The organism is Flavivirga abyssicola, assembly GCF_030540775.2.
GTDB classification, from domain to species: Bacteria; Bacteroidota; Bacteroidia; order Flavobacteriales; family Flavobacteriaceae; genus Flavivirga; species Flavivirga abyssicola.
On sequence record NZ_CP141266.1, the window covers coordinates 4,052,374 to 4,069,790 of the forward strand.

The following is a 17,417-nucleotide window of genomic DNA, read 5'->3' on the forward strand; positions in this document are numbered from 1 at the left end:
ATTATGACGACACAAACTGTTAATAACACTTTAAAAGAAGAGCCTATTGTTAAGGGAAAAAGTAAGTACCTATATAATTATGACAATGAACATTACATCGCACAATTAATTCCTTCATTATCAAGTTTTACTTATGATAGGTATGAAATGGTGGAAAAAACCCAAGATTTACGATTGGATTTTTATGAAATGGCTGTCGCATTGTTAAATAAACATGATGTCCCTACAGCATTTGTTAAACGATTAGACACAGATAAATACCTGACACGAAAATGTACAAGCCCTCCTTTTGAGGTGATCGTTAAAAATTATGCAGTAGGGTCGACACAACGAAAATATCCAGGTCTTTTTCCAGATAATCATAAATTTTCAACGCCCATTGTAAAATTTGATTATAGAATTGATCCTGAAGATATTCCTATTTCTGCGGATTATTTAAAAGTTTATGGAGAAGATCCAGATTTACTGAAAAAATTAGCATTAAAAACAAATGAGATCTTATGTGAGTGGTTATCTCCAAATGTTCTAGTCGATTTTTGTTTAATTTTTGGTACCAACAATGATGGAGAAGTTTGTATTACTTCAGAAATATCACCTGACTGTATGCGATTAAAATCTGAAAATGGTGAATCCCTTGATAAAGATTTATTCAGACAGGGTAAAAGCCATGAAGAAATTATTGATACCTGGACGCAGCTTATCGCCGACATAAAATCAAAAAAATGAGTAAAAAAGTATTATTAATAACAGGTTCAAACCGTGGTGCAGGTTATGGGATTGCTAAATACTTTTATGATCAGGGCTATGAAATAATATCCTTAAACAGAACATTAAAAAATGAAGCATGGCTTGGTGAGTTAAAGTGTGACCTTAGCAAGCCAGATCAGATAATAGGCAGATGTCAGGATCTTGTTAAGGAATCTGTAAGTATAGATGTATGTATATTAAATGCTGCGGTTAGAAAATTATCATTTATAGAGGATATGCCTTATAAAGATTGGGAAGATTCAGTAGCAACGAATTATTCAGCAGTTTTTTACTTGCTAAAATCACTTTTACCTATCTTTAAGTCATCAAAAACTTATATAACAGTTATTGGAAGTCATGCTGCAACACATTATTTTGATGGAGGTGTAGCTTATTGCAGCACTAAAGCGGCATTAAAAGCTATGGTTGAAGTATTTATTCAAGAAACCAGGGATTATGGAATTAGAACAACTTTAATTAATGCGGGAGCAATAAATAATAGACCTAAGGGGAATGATGATAAAAAGTTACAACCGGAGAGCATAGGCAAATGTATTTTCTCTGTAGTTAATTCTAATTCTGATGTTCTTTTAGGAGAGTTGGAAATTCGTCCATCAATACCTTTAAAACCAAATGAATCGGGCATAAGTAAATTGCAATATGTATAAACAATCTAATTTTTCCAATACCATTTTTTATTCCGATTTGGATGGCACACTATTAAATAATAGTGCTAGGTTAGCTCCAAAATGTTATGCAGATCTTCAGAAATTAATTGATGATGGTCTCTTGTTTAGTGTCGCTAGTGCAAGAAATTTAACTACGATTCGAAATATGTTAAATGGCATTCATTTAAGTTTACCTGTTGTTAATTTAAATGGTGCTTATATCTCCGATATCAATACCATGCAGCACATTCAAATTAATGGTATTGAAAAAAATATTAAAAAGAATATTTCTGAGATCATTGAGAGAAATAATCTTGGTGTTTTTATTTCTAATCATCAAAAAAATAAAGATGGGATTCTATATTATGGATTAAAAAATCACGGTGAGCACTCGTATTTATGTGATCGACAAAACAGCAAAGATCAAATTTTGGTAGCTGTTGATCAATTATCTGAGGCCATTTCAAGTGAGGTTACCTGTTTTACATTTATAGATAAAAAAGAAAAACTAGAAGAATTAATGGCCTATATTCTTAAACATAATGGTCATGGCATAAAAACCCATTTATTTGAAAATCAATACTCAAAAGGATGGTTTTGGCTAACAGTCCATAGCCATTTGGCAACAAAATCCAATGCACTTCAGTTTATAAAACAGGAGTATAACTATACCGATAAACTTTTAACGGTATTTGGAGATGGTATTAATGATGTAGAAATGTTTGAGTTGGCAGATACAGCAATATCAGTGAATAATGCAATTCCTATTATTAAAGAGAAGTCAGATGTTGTTATTGGTAGCAATGATGAGGGAAGTGTTGTTAATTACCTCAATCAGTTAAAAAACCAATCCGTTGAATTCTAGTCAAATCATTAATTTATGCCTGTCTTCAGAGTTTCAACAAAAATATAGGTATGAAAAAACGATAGAAACACATATATCATGGATTCTATTATGTAAAGAGTACGCTTTCAAAATTAAAAAACCGTTAAAACTTAAATTTCTTGATTATTCAGATGTATCAAAAAGGGAATTTTATTGTAAAAAAGAGCTAAGTTTAAACGATCGGTTTGCTCCAAATGTTTATTTAAAAGTAGTCCCTATTATTTACTATCAGAATCAATTCAAGCTTGGAGTAACCTCTGGAGATATTATTGATTATGCTGTTATGATGAAACGGTTAGATGACACACATTTGCTTGCTAATCGTATTAATAAAAATATTTTGAAAGCGCCGGAACTTTCAAATTTTTCAACATACATCTATAAAATTCATAAAACATCTAAAGTTTGTTCAGATTTTAATGCTAATAAATTAGAAACAAGGTTAAATCAGGTTTTAGAATTAAAAGATAGCATTTGTAAAAAAATTGGAAAAGCAGGTTTTGAGCTTATTCAAAAAGTTATTACGACCTCAAATCGGTTTTTAGAAGCAAATAATGCTTTATTCCAAAGTAGGGTTAAACAGAATTATATAAAACATGTTCATGGCGATTTACACTTTGGCAATATTTTTATTGACCGTGAAAACATTGTACTTATCGATTGTATAGAATTTGAAGAAGATTATAACAAAATAGATTTATTAGACGATCTGGCAGCCATATTAGTGGATTTCGATTTTTTTGGAAGACCATATGCTGCCACAAGCTTTATAAACGAATATATATCACATTACAAAGGTAAAACCCCAATGAACGATGCATTGTTAAATTACTATAAAATGCATCGATCGGTTACAAAGTTTAGTGTAAACATAATGGGAGAGGATGATGAGAACATAGTTAACGCAAAAAAATATTACGCTTTAATAAAACAATATGAAAACCTAATTATAGCATAGAATAAAAATATAAGTTTATAATAACGAACGTTTTATAATATTTTGTAACTTAGAAACTATATTATTTCCAATTAACGTGAAATGAAATCTATTTATATTTTTATTGGGATTATGATGATGTTTTTCTCATGTAAAGCATCAAAATCAACTGCAACTCAAGCTGAGATAGATTTCCTCAATTCTCTAGTAAACAAGCAAGCGTTCACCATTAAATCAGACCGAGCCTATCCCCAAGTAACAAATGCGTTGCAACAAGTTCTTAATTCGGGGTTAATGCAACCTGGGAGTAATTCAAGTGTTATTTCTTTAATTGGAAATTATAATTTTTTAACTATATCTAAAGACAGTGTTTCGTCCTTTTTACCATATTTTGGAGAAAGACAGATGCAAGTTGCTTATAATGGAGGAGATAGTGCGATACAGTTTGATGGAATTTCAGAAGACTATAAAGCTGTTCAAAATAAGGATCATAGTTATACCATTTCATTTCAAGCAAAGAGTAAATTAGAACATTTTCAAGTATTCATTAAATTATTCCCAAACTTAAAAACACATATAACAGTAAATGGAAATTCTAGGTTTCCAATTAGTTACTCCGGGGATTTGGAATTAATAGATAAGAATACTGTTAAATAATATAAATGTTAAGTTTCTTCAAATTTTAACGAAATACAACTTGTATGATCTGCTGCAGATCATTAGGCTAAATTTCACAACTATTTCCTGTTACCAAACGTGTAGAATGATTATAAATTAGTAATAATTTCGTTTTTAATAATCGATACGAAAACAAATTCCTACAAAATTTACTACATTTAAGAATTCCTAAAAATAATTAATAGAAAATCAATATTAAGCTTTTTGATCTAAATCAAGGACCAATAGCTTGTCTTAAATAAGAAACTAAAACTATTAATTATGAAAAAATGTATTTATTTTTTAGCCTTACTAATTATTTCAACATCATGTAGAAAACATGAGAAAAAACAAGAGGTAGTTGATTTAGCTACAGGACCATCGTCTACAACCACCTGTAAAAATACTTATTCAGAGACTAACGATGTTCAAATTGAAAAAGATAAAATTTTTAGTTTACTTTCCTTAGCAGTGGTGTATAAAAACTGGCAAACTCCAGAAACTAATCCAGTTAGAGGGTACAATATTGGTTCTGTATTAATTGCACCATCAGGTCAAGTTGTTAAATGGGCTAGAAACTGTGTGGATACCACAGCTAATAGCACACAACATGGAGAGGTTAGACTCATGACGAGTTATTTAGGCATGACACAATATTTTTCGTTAAAAAATGAAGATGACAACCCCTATACATTATACACATCATTAGAACCATGTGCGATGTGCAGTGGAATGATGACATTGCAATCATTAAATAGAACTGTTTATAGCCAAACAGACCCAGATTTTGGAAAAGCTATCCAACGGTTAGAATTTGATGCTGCAGATTACGGCGGGTGTCCGCCATATCCAAGAGCCGTAATTAGTGATGTGTCTCCATCAATATATCGTTTTATGTTAGATACAGCTTACGTTAATTATTTGAAAAAAGGCTATGATAGAAGTATTACTAAATTTCTAACAACAGAAAACGCCAGAGTTATATATGCCAGCGCTGTAGATGCATTATTAAATTATCAGGTCGCTTATCCAGAAAATCAAAGCGCATTAAATAATGCTATTTCGTATTATAATAATATAGTTTCTGATACCTATACACCTTTAGACGATGATGATGATTTAGTTACTACAGTTTTTACAATCAAGGGGGCTAACACTACTACAGGTACAACAGATGTATATAAAACCTATGGAGGCAATTTATATCAAATAAGCAATAGCCAAGTGTTTACTACATTAAATGATATTGATGGCGATGTATTTTTTACTATAATTAATAGCGCTAATCCATCTGAATATGCCATTATTGATTCCGGAGCAAATATTAATACAGGGGAAGCTTTAGTTAATGTTATGTATCAATATGGTGTGTCCTGTACCGTGACTAAGGAAAAAGAAGAAAACGGTGTTTATTATTTCACTATTGATACAGCAATAACACATGATAATGATTGTAAATGGAATGGTTCTGAATGTGAACCAATTTAAATTAAGGGAGTCAATAAATTGCACTGATTAAAAGTAATCTGAAATTACTAAATATGTCTGGACAGCTATTAATAGAAACAAAAGAGACATCTCAATTAGATATGACAGGGTTTAAATCAGGAATTTATATACTGCAAGTTAATGCCGGAAAGCAAACTAAATTCATTAAAATTGTTAAGCAATAAAGTTTCTTTTTGCTATTTATAAATAAAGTTTTTAAAATAATTTTAAAAAGGGTGTTAAAATGACACTTTTAACACCCTTTTTTAATACAGTAACGTTGATCTAACTAACCAGAATGTAAAGACTTTTTGAGGTTTAAAAACTTACTCCTTTCAAATCCATATGTTTTTCTTATATTAGAGGAGAAGTTAAAATCCTCAAAACCATCTTCTTATATCTCTTAATTATGGTGTTTTTATAGATGCCATTTAGAGTGAAAAATTTACATTTTAAAATCTTAATATTAATTCTATGCTTGCCTTCGGGAGGGATTCTATTATTGAAGGCATTTGGTTTTACTCAAATGTATGCTTCTGTTTACAGCCTATTTATCCCTTCCATTTTATTACTTTTTTTAATAACAAGCATTACTTACAAAAGCCATCGGGAGCTTTTTCACCTTGTCATTATAGGCGCTTTTGGAGGTTTAATAGGAACCTTTGGGTACGATCTTATTCGTGTACCATTCATACTTATGGGGAGTCGCATATTTGCACCAATAAACATGTATGGTGTTTGGATTACCGATGCCTCTTCCGGTAGCCATTTTTCAGATACTATCGGATGGCTATATCACTTTTCTAATGGTATAACTTTTGGCATTATGTATGCCTTATTTATGAAAAATAAAAGCTTTTGGTGGGCCATTGCTTATGCACTTTTATTAGAAACGATATTTGTTATCTCGCCTTTTGGGGAACTATTCGGGCTTAGGTCTAAGCCACTTTCATTAGTGGCAGCTTATCTCGGCCATGTTGCCTATGGTTACCCGCTGGGGAAAATGGTTCAAAATTACACCAAGACCATTGAAAGTTTAAAGTTTTTTAAAAAAGGATTGATGCTAAGTGCTGGGGCGATAAGTCTAATAGTGATCATGATGTTGTTTCAATTTCACTCTGAAACAAAAGAAACCGAAGTTATTTTTACTTCCCAAGGATTAAAACCACATATTATAAGAGTAAATCACGGAGAATCAATAAAACTAAAGAGTCAAATGAATTCTGTTATCACCGTTTTGATCAATGGAGAAGCACTAAGCTTACAACCAAAACAAGAAATTCTTAAAAAAATTGATCAACCTGGTATATTTCAAGTAAAAATTAAGGAACACCAAGCTATCAATAGCATTTTTATACTCAATGAACCAGTAGAAAATTTTAATCAAACACCTTAGCACAATGGAATTTAATTACAACAAGTCAACCCTGAATTCTATATTGAAAAATGCACTCTATTATTTTTTATGGGGACTTGCGTTTAATGTACTCGTTTTTATAGTCATCTGGATTTTAAGTAAGTGGAAATTTATGCAGGTTTTTCAAAATCCCTTCTTAAACCCCTTTAAAAATATTTGGTTTTGGATTATCATGGGAGCTGTTATAGGGTGGTTTAAGCGAAAGCAAAACATAAAAATGACTTTAAAACGATGGGGGAGAACCTTTCTGTATATTTTTATCTTTGGAGCCTTTATCACGTCTTTACAATTGTATTATGTCCATAGAAAAAATGGTGGATGGAATGGTTTAACGGGACCGGAATGTGTACATAAATACCAACATTACTTTTTAATAAAATCCAAACAGCATTTTGCAAATCTTGATAATTGTTTAATTGGAAAAAAAGCACAAAAAGACCCGGATTATAAAGCCTCACCGTATAGGTATAGACATCTTGAGGATTTTAAAGGACAGTTAATTGATTACGATATTATAAACCCTAAAATCATCTGGGGACTAATTATTTTCAGTTTAATAATTATTATAGAGCTTTTTAGAAAACAAGGCCCTATTAGAACATATAAAGGTATAAGTTGCTATGTGAATTATTGGCAAGAAGGCTTTTCAGCTTATAAGAAAGCACAGTTAGAACTTGTTTTTCTGGGCGCTTCTTCAATTTTAATTCTACTATTCCTACTTCCTAAAATTAATGGGTTGCCTAATAGTAAAATTCCAATTTTTCTAGCCATAGCCATAGCAGTTGTGGTACTTAGGGAGGTTATAAAAAAGCCTAACGGCACCTATTTTTCATCATCCAAATCATTACAATTATTCTATTTTATGATAGGTGTATTACTATCCTGTATTTTACTCATAATTTCAGCTGGTAAAGGGTTCTATTTATTAATTCTTATAAGTATAGTTGGCTATCTCGTAATTTCAAAGTTAGCAGTATTTCCTATGGTAAAAGTCGTTATACTACTAATGGTTCTATTAGATGTAGATACTATGTTTGGATTAGATGATGGTACATGGAATGAAGGAACAAATATATTAGACGATTCCGATGGAGATATTTCAGTAAATCAAGCAGAAGAAAATGGGGGGGCGGCTGCTCTGGTTGCAGACATAGCCCAAGAAGATGAAGAAGAGGAGGAGGAGGAAGAACCACGTGGACGTAGAGACCCTTTTGATGCTTTGATTTTTAATCCAGAGATCTCCACCAAAGAATACATAATAGAGAAGGTGCTAGATTTAAAAGAACGTCTTGAAGGTCTAAAAGAAAATGGTGCGTCAAGTGATCAGGGTAATATAGACAGAGCGATAAAAGATCTTAATACGATTTTAGAAGCCGTGAGTAGTAATCAAGAATTGTCAATTCAGGATATTGATGAAATCAACAACATTATGGAATATCCAAACAGCGTATATAAATCTTTAACGAGTAGTTGATCGAAACAAACTTTATAAATCTAAATCTATGTTATTCAAAGATATTGCATTTGTAAAAACAAGTTTAAGAATCATGTATAACCATATGAAAAGTAGGTTAAATAAGGTTTTAACCATTTTACTAATCATATCCTCTGGCTTAACATGGGGGCAATCTCATGAATTATCTGGCGAATGGGTTATACAGTTTGGAGGAAGTAATAAAAGTGAAGCTACAGTATCCCAAACAGGAGAACAACTCGTGTTTTGGATCAAGGTAAAAGATGAGTTATTGACATACACAGGAACGATAGAGAACGATTCTATAGAATTATCACAACCAACCGATGGAAATTGGGAAAGCGCAGAAGAGCGAGAATGTCATAAACAAATAATGGCACAACCTGAATTGTATCCAAATTACAAAAGCACTATAAAATTAAAGGTTAAAGACAATACAATGGAAGGTAGTTATACGTTTACCAAGACTATTTCCTGTGAAGAAGATGTTGTCATTACAATTTCAGAACCTAAAACTGTTAAACTCACTCCAGTGAATTATTGCTACTGGATTTCGAGTAAGCGTATCTTGAAAGCTCCTAATAATAAGTTAGAATTACAAGATACTATTTATAAAAGCGAGCAATACATAAAAGACTTGGTGGTAGATGAAAAGGGTAATCGTTTATACTGGGCAGAAGGCAATCATATTTATAGTGTTAATCAGAAGGGAAAGTCTAAATTAACTATGACTACGGCTAAAGAAGCAGTATTTAGCCCTCATAGTTTGGCAGTTGATAATAAGAATAGTAAACTGTTTTGGATTGAAGGTGATAGTATTATGTCTACACCACTAAGAAATAATCTCAGGACATCTATAAGAAGGGAACCCAATTCTCCAATAGGTTTGAAAATAGATGAATCAAACGAAAAACTATATTGGATTGCACAAAGTAACAGCAGTATAAGGCGATCTAATTTAGATGGATCGGAAGCAGAAGATTTTGTTACAAATATCACTGCTACGTATTTGGATATAGATGAAAAGAAGAAAGTGCTTTATTTCACAACCTATGGAGAAATTAAGAAAGTCGCTTTAAATGATCCAGGCAGTATTAGCGATGTACGAACAGGTTTAAATGAGCCAAAAGATGTATTCGTTGATTCTGAGTCTAACAGACTCTTTTGGATAGAGTCTGGTAGCCTGACAAAGTATATTGTTAGGTCCCCTATAAGATTCAAAAAAAGAAAAGACACCATACTGGCAAAATACAGCATAAATGATTTAACCTTAGGACCAAAGGGTCCATCTTCTTACGATGAAGTAAAAATTGAAGGGAGTTTAATGCTCAAAGAGTCCGTTGCTGGTAAATCATTACTACAAGAACTGATTAAAAACGATACCTACTATCAAGTGCTTTTATCCGAATATGCTAGTCAGGAATCCGATTTTAATTTAACCGATACCCGATTATTGCTATTGTGGGGAGAAAAGTTTCCTAAACGCCGTCATCGAGGTAACAATATTGTTTTTACATCTTCAGATCCTAAAATAAAATATCAGGAATACGATACCTGGAATTATAGATTAGATGACACCCAAAGAGATAAGTATAATAATTATCCTTTGTGGTTAACAAAAAATAGTGGATTAAAAGCACGAACCTGGGACATGGCATGGAAATTTGTTAAAGATTCCTTAGGACAAACTGGTTTGGATTCCATAAAAGAGATGGATCATATGCTTGTACTAGCTACACCCACAGACGGCGTAACACCAGGGCTAAAAAGCTTTACGATGAACGATGCTGAAGCCGACTGGTATTTAAAATCTGGAAACACTAATGCATCTATGCGTTTTTTTAGAAAGTTACCTAACGGTAATGAGGAAACCATTCAAAATATCTATGCGGGCGATCCTTTTTTTATTGAAGTAAATCTTTCTAAAGAATTACCTATCAGTATTTTAGACTTATCTTTTTTTATTGATAATCAGCCATTGCAAATGGGTAGAATAAACCTTAAAGCATCTAAGCAGCGAAATAAGAAAGTCTACAGAACAAGTTCAATAACATTACAAGAATTTTCACAAAATGGCGGTCAATTACAAATAGGTATGCAAGGTGGCGCCCAAAGTGTATGCAAAGTAGGTAGTATTTTTAAAGCTGCAGTTTCTAACAATGCTTTGTTTAATAACGGCATTGCACCATCCAGTTCAGCACCTTTAACAAATCCAACGTCATCATTATGGCATAAAACCTTAGGAGAAACCATAGCACTAACTAACCTTTCTATTCCCGAAGATGAGTGGGAACGCTCCTTAAGAAAGCCTATTGAAACTTTTACGAATATGGATATTTCTGAGCCCATAAGATCGGTTATAGACTACTTAAAAGGGCGAAGGAGTTCAAATAGACCACATAGTTATTCCAACAGTTGTACTGTAATGTTGGGGGATTACAGTGCCATGATATTACTTAAACGGTATTTTGTTCAACACATGACAAGTTATTCCGATTCATTACAGAAAAAAGAAAACGACGCTATTTTTCGATATGGTTTTTGGGAGATGATGAGACCACAAATGTCTGATGAGAATTTTCCTTTAGGGCATATTGAAGTAACCGATGATGAAGTTCCTCTAAGACAGGCGTTTTCAAAAAACTATATTTTAGAGAAATATAGCGATCCAAAAGATGCCGAACGCTGGATAAAAGCTGCAAAAAAAGACGGGTTTACCAAATATTTAAACTCAGTTGAACGCTCCTTAGCTGTTGCTAAAGGCATAGATGATAAAGAAATTAAAAAGCTTATGGAGTTAACGGGCTTTGGTTTTAAAGCCATGATAGACTTGGTAACGTCCGATTTGCAGAAGAAAAAGTACGATCCAGAAAGTGATTTGGATTGTGAAGTGACTCCACATATATGGGAACCAGATTACACAGGACGTAATTGGGTGAAAACCATGAGTAGTACTGCCAAGCACTGTAGAGCGAATGATGACCTTCAGGCAGCAGGGACCGATGTTTTGTTGGCATCTGCTAGTCTATTGGTATTTCCTATTGGAGCTGTTGGAGCCTATGGAAAGGTTGCAGCTGCGGTATATGGTGCAGCCCTTGGAAGTGGGGAAATTATACGGGATAATATTAAGTTTAGTGATGAAGATAGAGAATTAGACTTTTCAGCAGGTTCATTTGCTCTTTTAGGAACCGAACGTTATGCTATGGCTAAACTTAAAGTAACCCCAACATGGGCTAGAATGCTGTCTTATTTTGGTGGTGGATTGGGGGTCGCTGGGGATGCTTTCGATATTTTAAAGTTTGTGGGCAAAGTAGATATGGCCAGTGCTTATCGTAAATTGCCAGGCATTCTAAATGATATTAACAGTAAAGGCGCTTTGGATGCTTATCAGGCGATGTCAAAAAATAACAAAGCCCGGTTTCTATTGCTTTTAGGAGAAGCTGAAGAATTAAAACGCCTTCCTACCGATCAGTTAAGTGATGCCCAAAAGCGTTTAATGATGGCTGCTGAGCAATTTTCGGAAGAATTAGATGTTGCCGCAAAAGCTAAAAAAACCATCACGCAAAATAGCGATGCTGCTGTAAGTTTAAGTGAAGGTTTACCCTCAAATTTAAAGGATAAAGTACCAATTATTAAAGATGATGCCTTACCTGGCAGTTCAGTACGTATAGAGTATGAATTGGATACCAATGGGTTTCTGTCAAAAATAAAGCTTAGAGCAGGAAAGAGTGCTACTGTACAACATATAGCTGAGCATGTTCCTACATTAACTAAAATGAAAGAATTTGAGGCAACAGCGAGCCGGGCAGCAAATTTATATCGAAAAATTAGGCATTGGTATCGTCGGATTTTCAAAGGGGATCCTCCGTTAGGCTCAAAAGCCTGGGAGTCTATGCAGGAAATTCAAAAATTGAATGCGATTATCGATAATAGGTTAGGCAAATTAGCTTCTGGAATAGATGCTGTAGACCCTCAGGTACTCACCAAAGAACTTCAGTATTTAACCAAGCAATTAACAGAACATCAAAAAACATTCGAGAAATTTATAAATAACCCAGCACTAGGACGTGGTTTTGTGGCCGCAGATGGCTTAGAAGCAGCCAACTCTAAGGCAAGAGTTGCTACACGTAACATGTTGGATGATCTGGCTGATACCCGTATTCCTTCTAATAAAAGTGTACTTTGTGCCCAAGCCAAACGTATAAAAAAGGCTTTAGCGTATTTAGATACTAGCAATCCTCAGTTTTTAAATGATCTTCTTGACATCGTGGTGCGTCGAAGTGATGCACGTACCTTTAATCAACTCACAAAAATACTTGAAGGTATCGCGCAAATTGATAACCTATCACCAAGTCATTTTAAAGGGATCAAAAGCTTTTTAGAAGCTACAGGGGATATGGAAGCTTTGGGGGTTATTTTTCAGCGTGCCACTAGGGGAGGTGATCCCGATATAGTTAGGACTATTTTAGGAAGTATGGGAAAAATGGCTCAAAACGAAAAAGCTCTAGGGGGCATGGCTTCCTATATTAAAAGAATGGGTTATGAGGTTGGTACGGTAAGTAAATTAAGAGACCTTATTGAAAAGACAGATGCTATGAGCTTTACGGACGATCTGTTTGAAGTAGTGCATACATTTCGAAATAATGATGGATTTCATAAAGTACTGCAGAACCTATCCAGAAATGCCGATAATGGAACATATATAGATGACCTCGCTGAGTTTATGGAAGGTGTTGATGAACTTGACAAATTTGTAGACTTAAACGCGTTTAATGATATTGCATTTAAAGGGGCATTAGGGCATATTTTTGCAGCTAAAGAACTGATTAAGAAATATAACCCCAGTCAGCTAATATTCGAATTTAGAGTTCCAAATGCTCAATTTAAAGATTTTAGATTCATTGATATTCTGGTGGCTAGTGATGATTTAGAAGATGTTTTAAAAATTGTTGAGATCAAGGAATATTCTAAATTGGAAGGTCTTTTTAAGTTTGGGATTAAAAAACAATTTGCTAAAGATATTTTTATAGCACATTTAAATGGTTTGTCTCTAACTTCAGGTGTACGATGGATGATAAGTAAATCTGTGTTAATAGAAGGAAGGCGAGCAGCACAACTATTAAAACTGAAAAAAGAGTTTTTAAAAGTGTTTGATAATGCATCATTAAAGAAGAAGTTTTTCTGCAATATGAGCAAAACCGAGATAGATGCTTTTAAGGCAGAAATACAAGACAATTTTGATGAAATATTTAAGTTTTTCTAAATAACGTGAATCTTGTTTAAGAGTTCAAGATGTCACTTCGTGTCCCGAACTTGCTTCGGGATGTATCGAGAAGCTTTTTTTGTCGAAAATTTATTTGTTTTCGATACGATTTTTTGCAAAAATCACTAACTGACATAAATTTTCTTATCAAAGATTCACTTATATAATTAAATTCCTAGATGATTTATTGTGAGTAATGGCTGTAAAAGTTAGTATTTCAAAGCCTTTATATTAAATTCTATACACATCATATACCTTTTCTAAACCAATCAAATTCCGATAATTCAACAGGGAAAACCCTATAAAATTAATCAGGAAAAATCACCCTGACAAAAGGGGAAACTTCATTAATATCAGTTGCTTATAACATGTAATTTTGAATAAGAAATTACTGATCACACCTATTTAGCCATTTGTAATAAAGACTATAAACAAAATAGTGGGAATAACCTGAAAAGCCACTATAAAAGGGAGTAGGGATTTATTTTAATACATTTTAATATGGATGATTGCTCAAGAAAAACAGCAGAAGATTTTGTAAACTACCTGATAGTTCAGGACAACTCAAAGGAAATCCTTTCCTTAAAAAATCATGATCAAGTACTAGAGCTTGCTAAAGCTAAAGGCTACGAAATTAATCTGGCAGAACTTCAACGAGAAATGAAAAGGTTAGTTACTTTTTCTCTTTCAAGAAAGGGGGTTCCACAATGGGTAGTAGACCGTATGTCTGTTGATGTACATGATTAATTTACTTGAGCACTGTACAACTTTTGCAGTGCTCATATTTTTTGTTATGATTCTAAAATTTAAAAAATATGTTTAAAATAATTGATGATTTTTATGATAACCCTGATGAAATTAGAGACTTTGCTTTAAAGTGTACCTATAAAAAACCTATTTCTGCCAAGTGGAATGGGCTTCGATCTGTAGAAAAACATACCTCTACTAAAAGTACGCTTTTTAAAATAGCCGAGCTTTTAAATTTGGAAAATAAACCTAATTGGAAACAGATAGAAATTTCAGATAATTTTTGGCAACGCGCTTCAGTTGGAATGTTTAATACGTTATACTCTGGTGAACAAGATACCATTCATTTTCATTATTTCACTGGGCGATGGTCCGGCGTATGTTATCTGGCTCCAGAACAGTTTTGCAAGGGAAAAACGGCTTTAACATTCTTTCGTCACAAAGAAAAAGATATAACAACTGTAAATGCTTTAGGTGAAAAGGACGTATTAAGTATCAAAAAAGATCTTGAGAATGAAAGTTTATGGGAAGTTATTGATACAGTAGAAATGAAATACAACAGAATGATTGTTTTTGATGGTCAATATTTTCACAAAGCTTCAGACGGGTTTGGCACCAGTCCCAGCAATTGTCGTTTAACCCAACTTTTTGGCTTTAATTGATACATTAAAACAGCTTCAAATGAGTTTAAAAGTTATATTTATTGGTACCATTATCCATTTATTGGTTTATTCAGCATCATTTGGTTTCATTAAAAATCAATTTCGAGTATATCCTATAGGTGGCTTGTATTTAAATTCATTCTTGTTTAGTGCCGTTGAAATCATTTTATTTATAACACTTGCCAGCGGAGTTTTCTATAATACCAAAATATTAAGCTTAATACTTTTTATTACTTTATCATTGTACATATTAAATTTTTCAAAACGCCTATCTAATCATTTAATATTAGTTTGGTTTATAGTTTTGTACAATACCATATTACATTTCTTATCTGTTCCGAGCAAGGAAGAAAGTTTAAATTCCTTTATTCAGGCTTTGTTTCTGTTAACACTTTTTTTTGCCGGATTTCATAAACTGAATAGCAGTTTTTTTAATTTTCAGACTAGTTGCGGGTCAGGTAGTTTATTACAACTGGCTTTATTAAAAGGAATGAAGTTAAATCGCGTTAATAATGCATTTATAATTTTTGGAATTTACTTTGTAGTTTTCTTAGAGTGTTATAGCTTATTACCATTGTTTTTTGATGTATTTACACCTGTATATATAATACTTATTAGTTTGCTCATCATAGGTTTTGGATACATTGCCCACATTCACTTCTCTATAATAATGTTAGGGTGTCTTCTATCATTTTCAAATGAAATAGCGTTTCATTTAAATGCTCAGATCTGGGTTATTATTGTTATAATATCACTTATCCTATTCAGAGCTTTGGGAAACTATTATAATTATTTATTACCCGTTTTGGCAAAGTTTAATTTTCTGGTTTTTTCTGTTTTAAGTACGTTTCTTTTATATGTTGTACTTGATAATATATACAATTTTAAGAAGGATTTTTTCGGAATATTTTTGGTCCAACCTATAAGTATACCATTAATTTTTCTTTACGTCCTAAATAGCATGGGGCCATATTTAGGAGTTAAATACGAGTTTAGTTTTGCTATGTTTAGTAATCTTAAATATAATTGTCAGAATCATTTTATTATTAAAAGACCTTTACTTAAAATGAAAGTAAGATATTTTGAGATAAAAAAAATAAAAGGCGTTCCAGATTCAATTTTAGTTAATTTCTTGAAAGACTATAAAGTATGCCATTATAACATAGGCTACTTGATGGATGTTTGTCATATTATTGTTAAATCAGAAGATTTTAAAAACTTTAAAATTACAGGAACGTTTAAAGATTCCAATGCGTTGATTACGATAGATCGAGATTCATTGTTAAAACTTTCTTTAGCAGAAAAATTAGGAATCTTTCCTTTTCAAATATCAAAATCGGATTTATATACTATACCGGCTTAATTGTAAAGTTGTGTAAAGGAACACTTTTTACGTGACGACGTAGGGGAGAAGCGTTGTATATGGAATGAAATAAAAGTTCAAATCACAAATATTACTTTAGTATTTGCTTAAATAATAAAATAATGATATTTTTGAATTATGAAAAATAACATTTGCATAAGGCTAAAAGCCGATGCTAAACAAATAATAAATTGTAGAGAAGTGGTTCAAGAATTGGATAATTCTTTTGATGAGCTTTCAAGTATTTTAAGTTTAACTGGAAATTCAGTTAGATTGAAGCTATTATATTTACTAAACAAAGAAGGTCGTTTATGTGTTTGTGATTTAAGCGACATTTTAGAAATGAATGTTTCGGCTATTTCACAGCATTTGAGAAAGCTTAAGGATAGAAATCTTATTTATTCTAAAAAGGAAGCGCAAACAATCTTTTATTCAGTTTCGAAAGATAAACTAACATTACTAATTCCATTTTTTAAAATATTAGATAATAGTAAAGTTTTAGAAGATAAATTATGAGTTCAGAAAAGAAGTTAGTAGGAACAACCATTGTTACTGCAATAGCGGCTTCATTATGTTGTATTACCCCAGTTTTAGCCTTAATAGTGGGAACAAGTGGAGTAGCGTCAACATTTTCTTGGATTGAACCGTTTAGACCATACTTAGTTGCTTTAACAGTTTTAATATTAGCAATTGCTTGGTATCAAAAATTGAAGCCTAAAAAAGAAGAAATTGATTGTGAATGCGAAGAGGAAAAGCCAAAATTTATTAACTCTAAAAAGTTTCTAATTTTAGTTACGTTGTTCGCAGGATTAATGCTTGCATTTCCATATTATTCTCAAATATTTTATCCAAGTTCGAATAAAAAAATGTTTATGTAAAAGAATCGAATGTTAACAAAGTTGAATATAATATAAAAGGAATGACTTGTGCTGGATGTGAAGCACATATAGAAAGTGAAGTGAACAAACTTGAAGGAATAATTGAAGTTAAAGTAAGTCACAAAAAAGGTAATACAGTTGTTAAATATGATAAAACAAAAGTTACCAATAAAGAAATTGAAAATACAGTTGGGAAAACTGGATATAAAATTATAGAATAATGGAAGTAC

Annotated in this window: 14 protein-coding genes and 1 pseudogene; all 15 read left to right on the plus strand. The window is 32.4% G+C overall.

What is annotated here, in order from left to right; genetic code table 11:
* The first annotated feature begins 3 nt into the window (after window positions 1–3).
* The 15 genes and pseudogenes from Q4Q34_RS16945 to merTP all read left to right on the plus strand — a co-directional run bounded on the left by Q4Q34_RS16945 (window position 4) and on the right by merTP (window position 17,408).
* Window positions 4–726, plus strand: a complete 723-nt coding sequence (locus Q4Q34_RS16945) for a phosphoribosylaminoimidazolesuccinocarboxamide synthase (protein WP_303317604.1) — start codon at window positions 4–6, stop codon at window positions 724–726.
* Window positions 723–1,415 (plus strand): SDR family NAD(P)-dependent oxidoreductase, encoded by a 693-nt coding sequence (locus Q4Q34_RS16950; protein ID WP_303317605.1) that lies wholly within the window; start codon window positions 723–725, stop codon window positions 1,413–1,415. The genes Q4Q34_RS16945 and Q4Q34_RS16950 overlap by 4 nt, the downstream gene beginning before the upstream one ends.
* On the plus strand, window positions 1,408–2,280 hold the full coding sequence (locus Q4Q34_RS16955; protein ID WP_303317606.1) for an HAD-IIB family hydrolase: 873 nt from the start codon (window positions 1,408–1,410) through the stop codon (window positions 2,278–2,280). Before Q4Q34_RS16950 ends, Q4Q34_RS16955 begins: the two co-directional genes overlap by 8 nt.
* Window positions 2,270–3,259: a hypothetical protein gene (locus Q4Q34_RS16960; protein ID WP_303317607.1), complete on the plus strand. Its 990-nt coding sequence runs from the start codon at window positions 2,270–2,272 to the stop codon at window positions 3,257–3,259. Before Q4Q34_RS16955 ends, Q4Q34_RS16960 begins: the two co-directional genes overlap by 11 nt.
* An 81-nt stretch (window positions 3,260–3,340) precedes the next feature.
* Window positions 3,341–3,895, plus strand: a complete 555-nt coding sequence (locus Q4Q34_RS16965; RefSeq protein ID WP_303317608.1) for a DUF4251 domain-containing protein — start codon at window positions 3,341–3,343, stop codon at window positions 3,893–3,895.
* A gap of 282 nt (window positions 3,896–4,177) precedes the next feature.
* The gene (locus tag Q4Q34_RS16970; protein WP_303317609.1) at window positions 4,178–5,383 is read left to right on the plus strand and encodes a nucleoside deaminase; all 1,206 of its coding nucleotides are present in this window, start codon (window positions 4,178–4,180) and stop codon (window positions 5,381–5,383) included.
* Between the two features lie 38 nt (window positions 5,384–5,421).
* Complete coding sequence (locus tag Q4Q34_RS16975; RefSeq protein ID WP_303318040.1) at window positions 5,422–5,568, plus strand: T9SS type A sorting domain-containing protein; 147 nt, start codon at window positions 5,422–5,424, stop codon at window positions 5,566–5,568.
* Window positions 5,569–5,819: 251 nt separating this feature from the next.
* Entirely contained in the window at window positions 5,820–6,779 is a 960-nt protein-coding gene (locus Q4Q34_RS16980) for a hypothetical protein (protein WP_303317610.1), read from the plus strand.
* 4 nt (window positions 6,780–6,783) lie between these two features.
* On the plus strand, window positions 6,784–8,274 hold the full coding sequence (locus Q4Q34_RS16985) for a hypothetical protein (RefSeq protein WP_303317611.1): 1,491 nt from the start codon (window positions 6,784–6,786) through the stop codon (window positions 8,272–8,274).
* Between the two features lie 28 nt (window positions 8,275–8,302).
* On the plus strand, window positions 8,303–13,537 hold the full coding sequence (locus tag Q4Q34_RS16990; protein ID WP_303317612.1) for an RNA-binding protein: 5,235 nt from the start codon (window positions 8,303–8,305) through the stop codon (window positions 13,535–13,537).
* Between the two features lie 501 nt (window positions 13,538–14,038).
* On the plus strand, window positions 14,039–14,284 hold the full coding sequence (locus Q4Q34_RS16995) for a Nif11-like leader peptide family natural product precursor (RefSeq protein WP_303317613.1): 246 nt from the start codon (window positions 14,039–14,041) through the stop codon (window positions 14,282–14,284).
* 68 nt (window positions 14,285–14,352) lie between these two features.
* On the plus strand, window positions 14,353–14,946 hold the full coding sequence (locus tag Q4Q34_RS17000) for a DUF6445 family protein (RefSeq protein WP_303317614.1): 594 nt from the start codon (window positions 14,353–14,355) through the stop codon (window positions 14,944–14,946).
* 19 nt (window positions 14,947–14,965) lie between these two features.
* Window positions 14,966–16,309 (plus strand): hypothetical protein, encoded by a 1,344-nt coding sequence (locus tag Q4Q34_RS17005; protein ID WP_303317615.1) that lies wholly within the window; start codon window positions 14,966–14,968, stop codon window positions 16,307–16,309.
* A gap of 138 nt (window positions 16,310–16,447) precedes the next feature.
* On the plus strand, window positions 16,448–16,825 hold the full coding sequence (locus Q4Q34_RS17010) for an ArsR/SmtB family transcription factor (protein WP_303317616.1): 378 nt from the start codon (window positions 16,448–16,450) through the stop codon (window positions 16,823–16,825).
* Window positions 16,822–17,408, plus strand: a pseudogene (gene merTP / locus Q4Q34_RS17015) (mercuric transport protein MerTP). The gene Q4Q34_RS17010 and the pseudogene merTP overlap by 4 nt, the downstream one beginning before the upstream one ends.
* The last annotated feature ends 9 nt before the right edge of the window (window positions 17,409–17,417 follow it).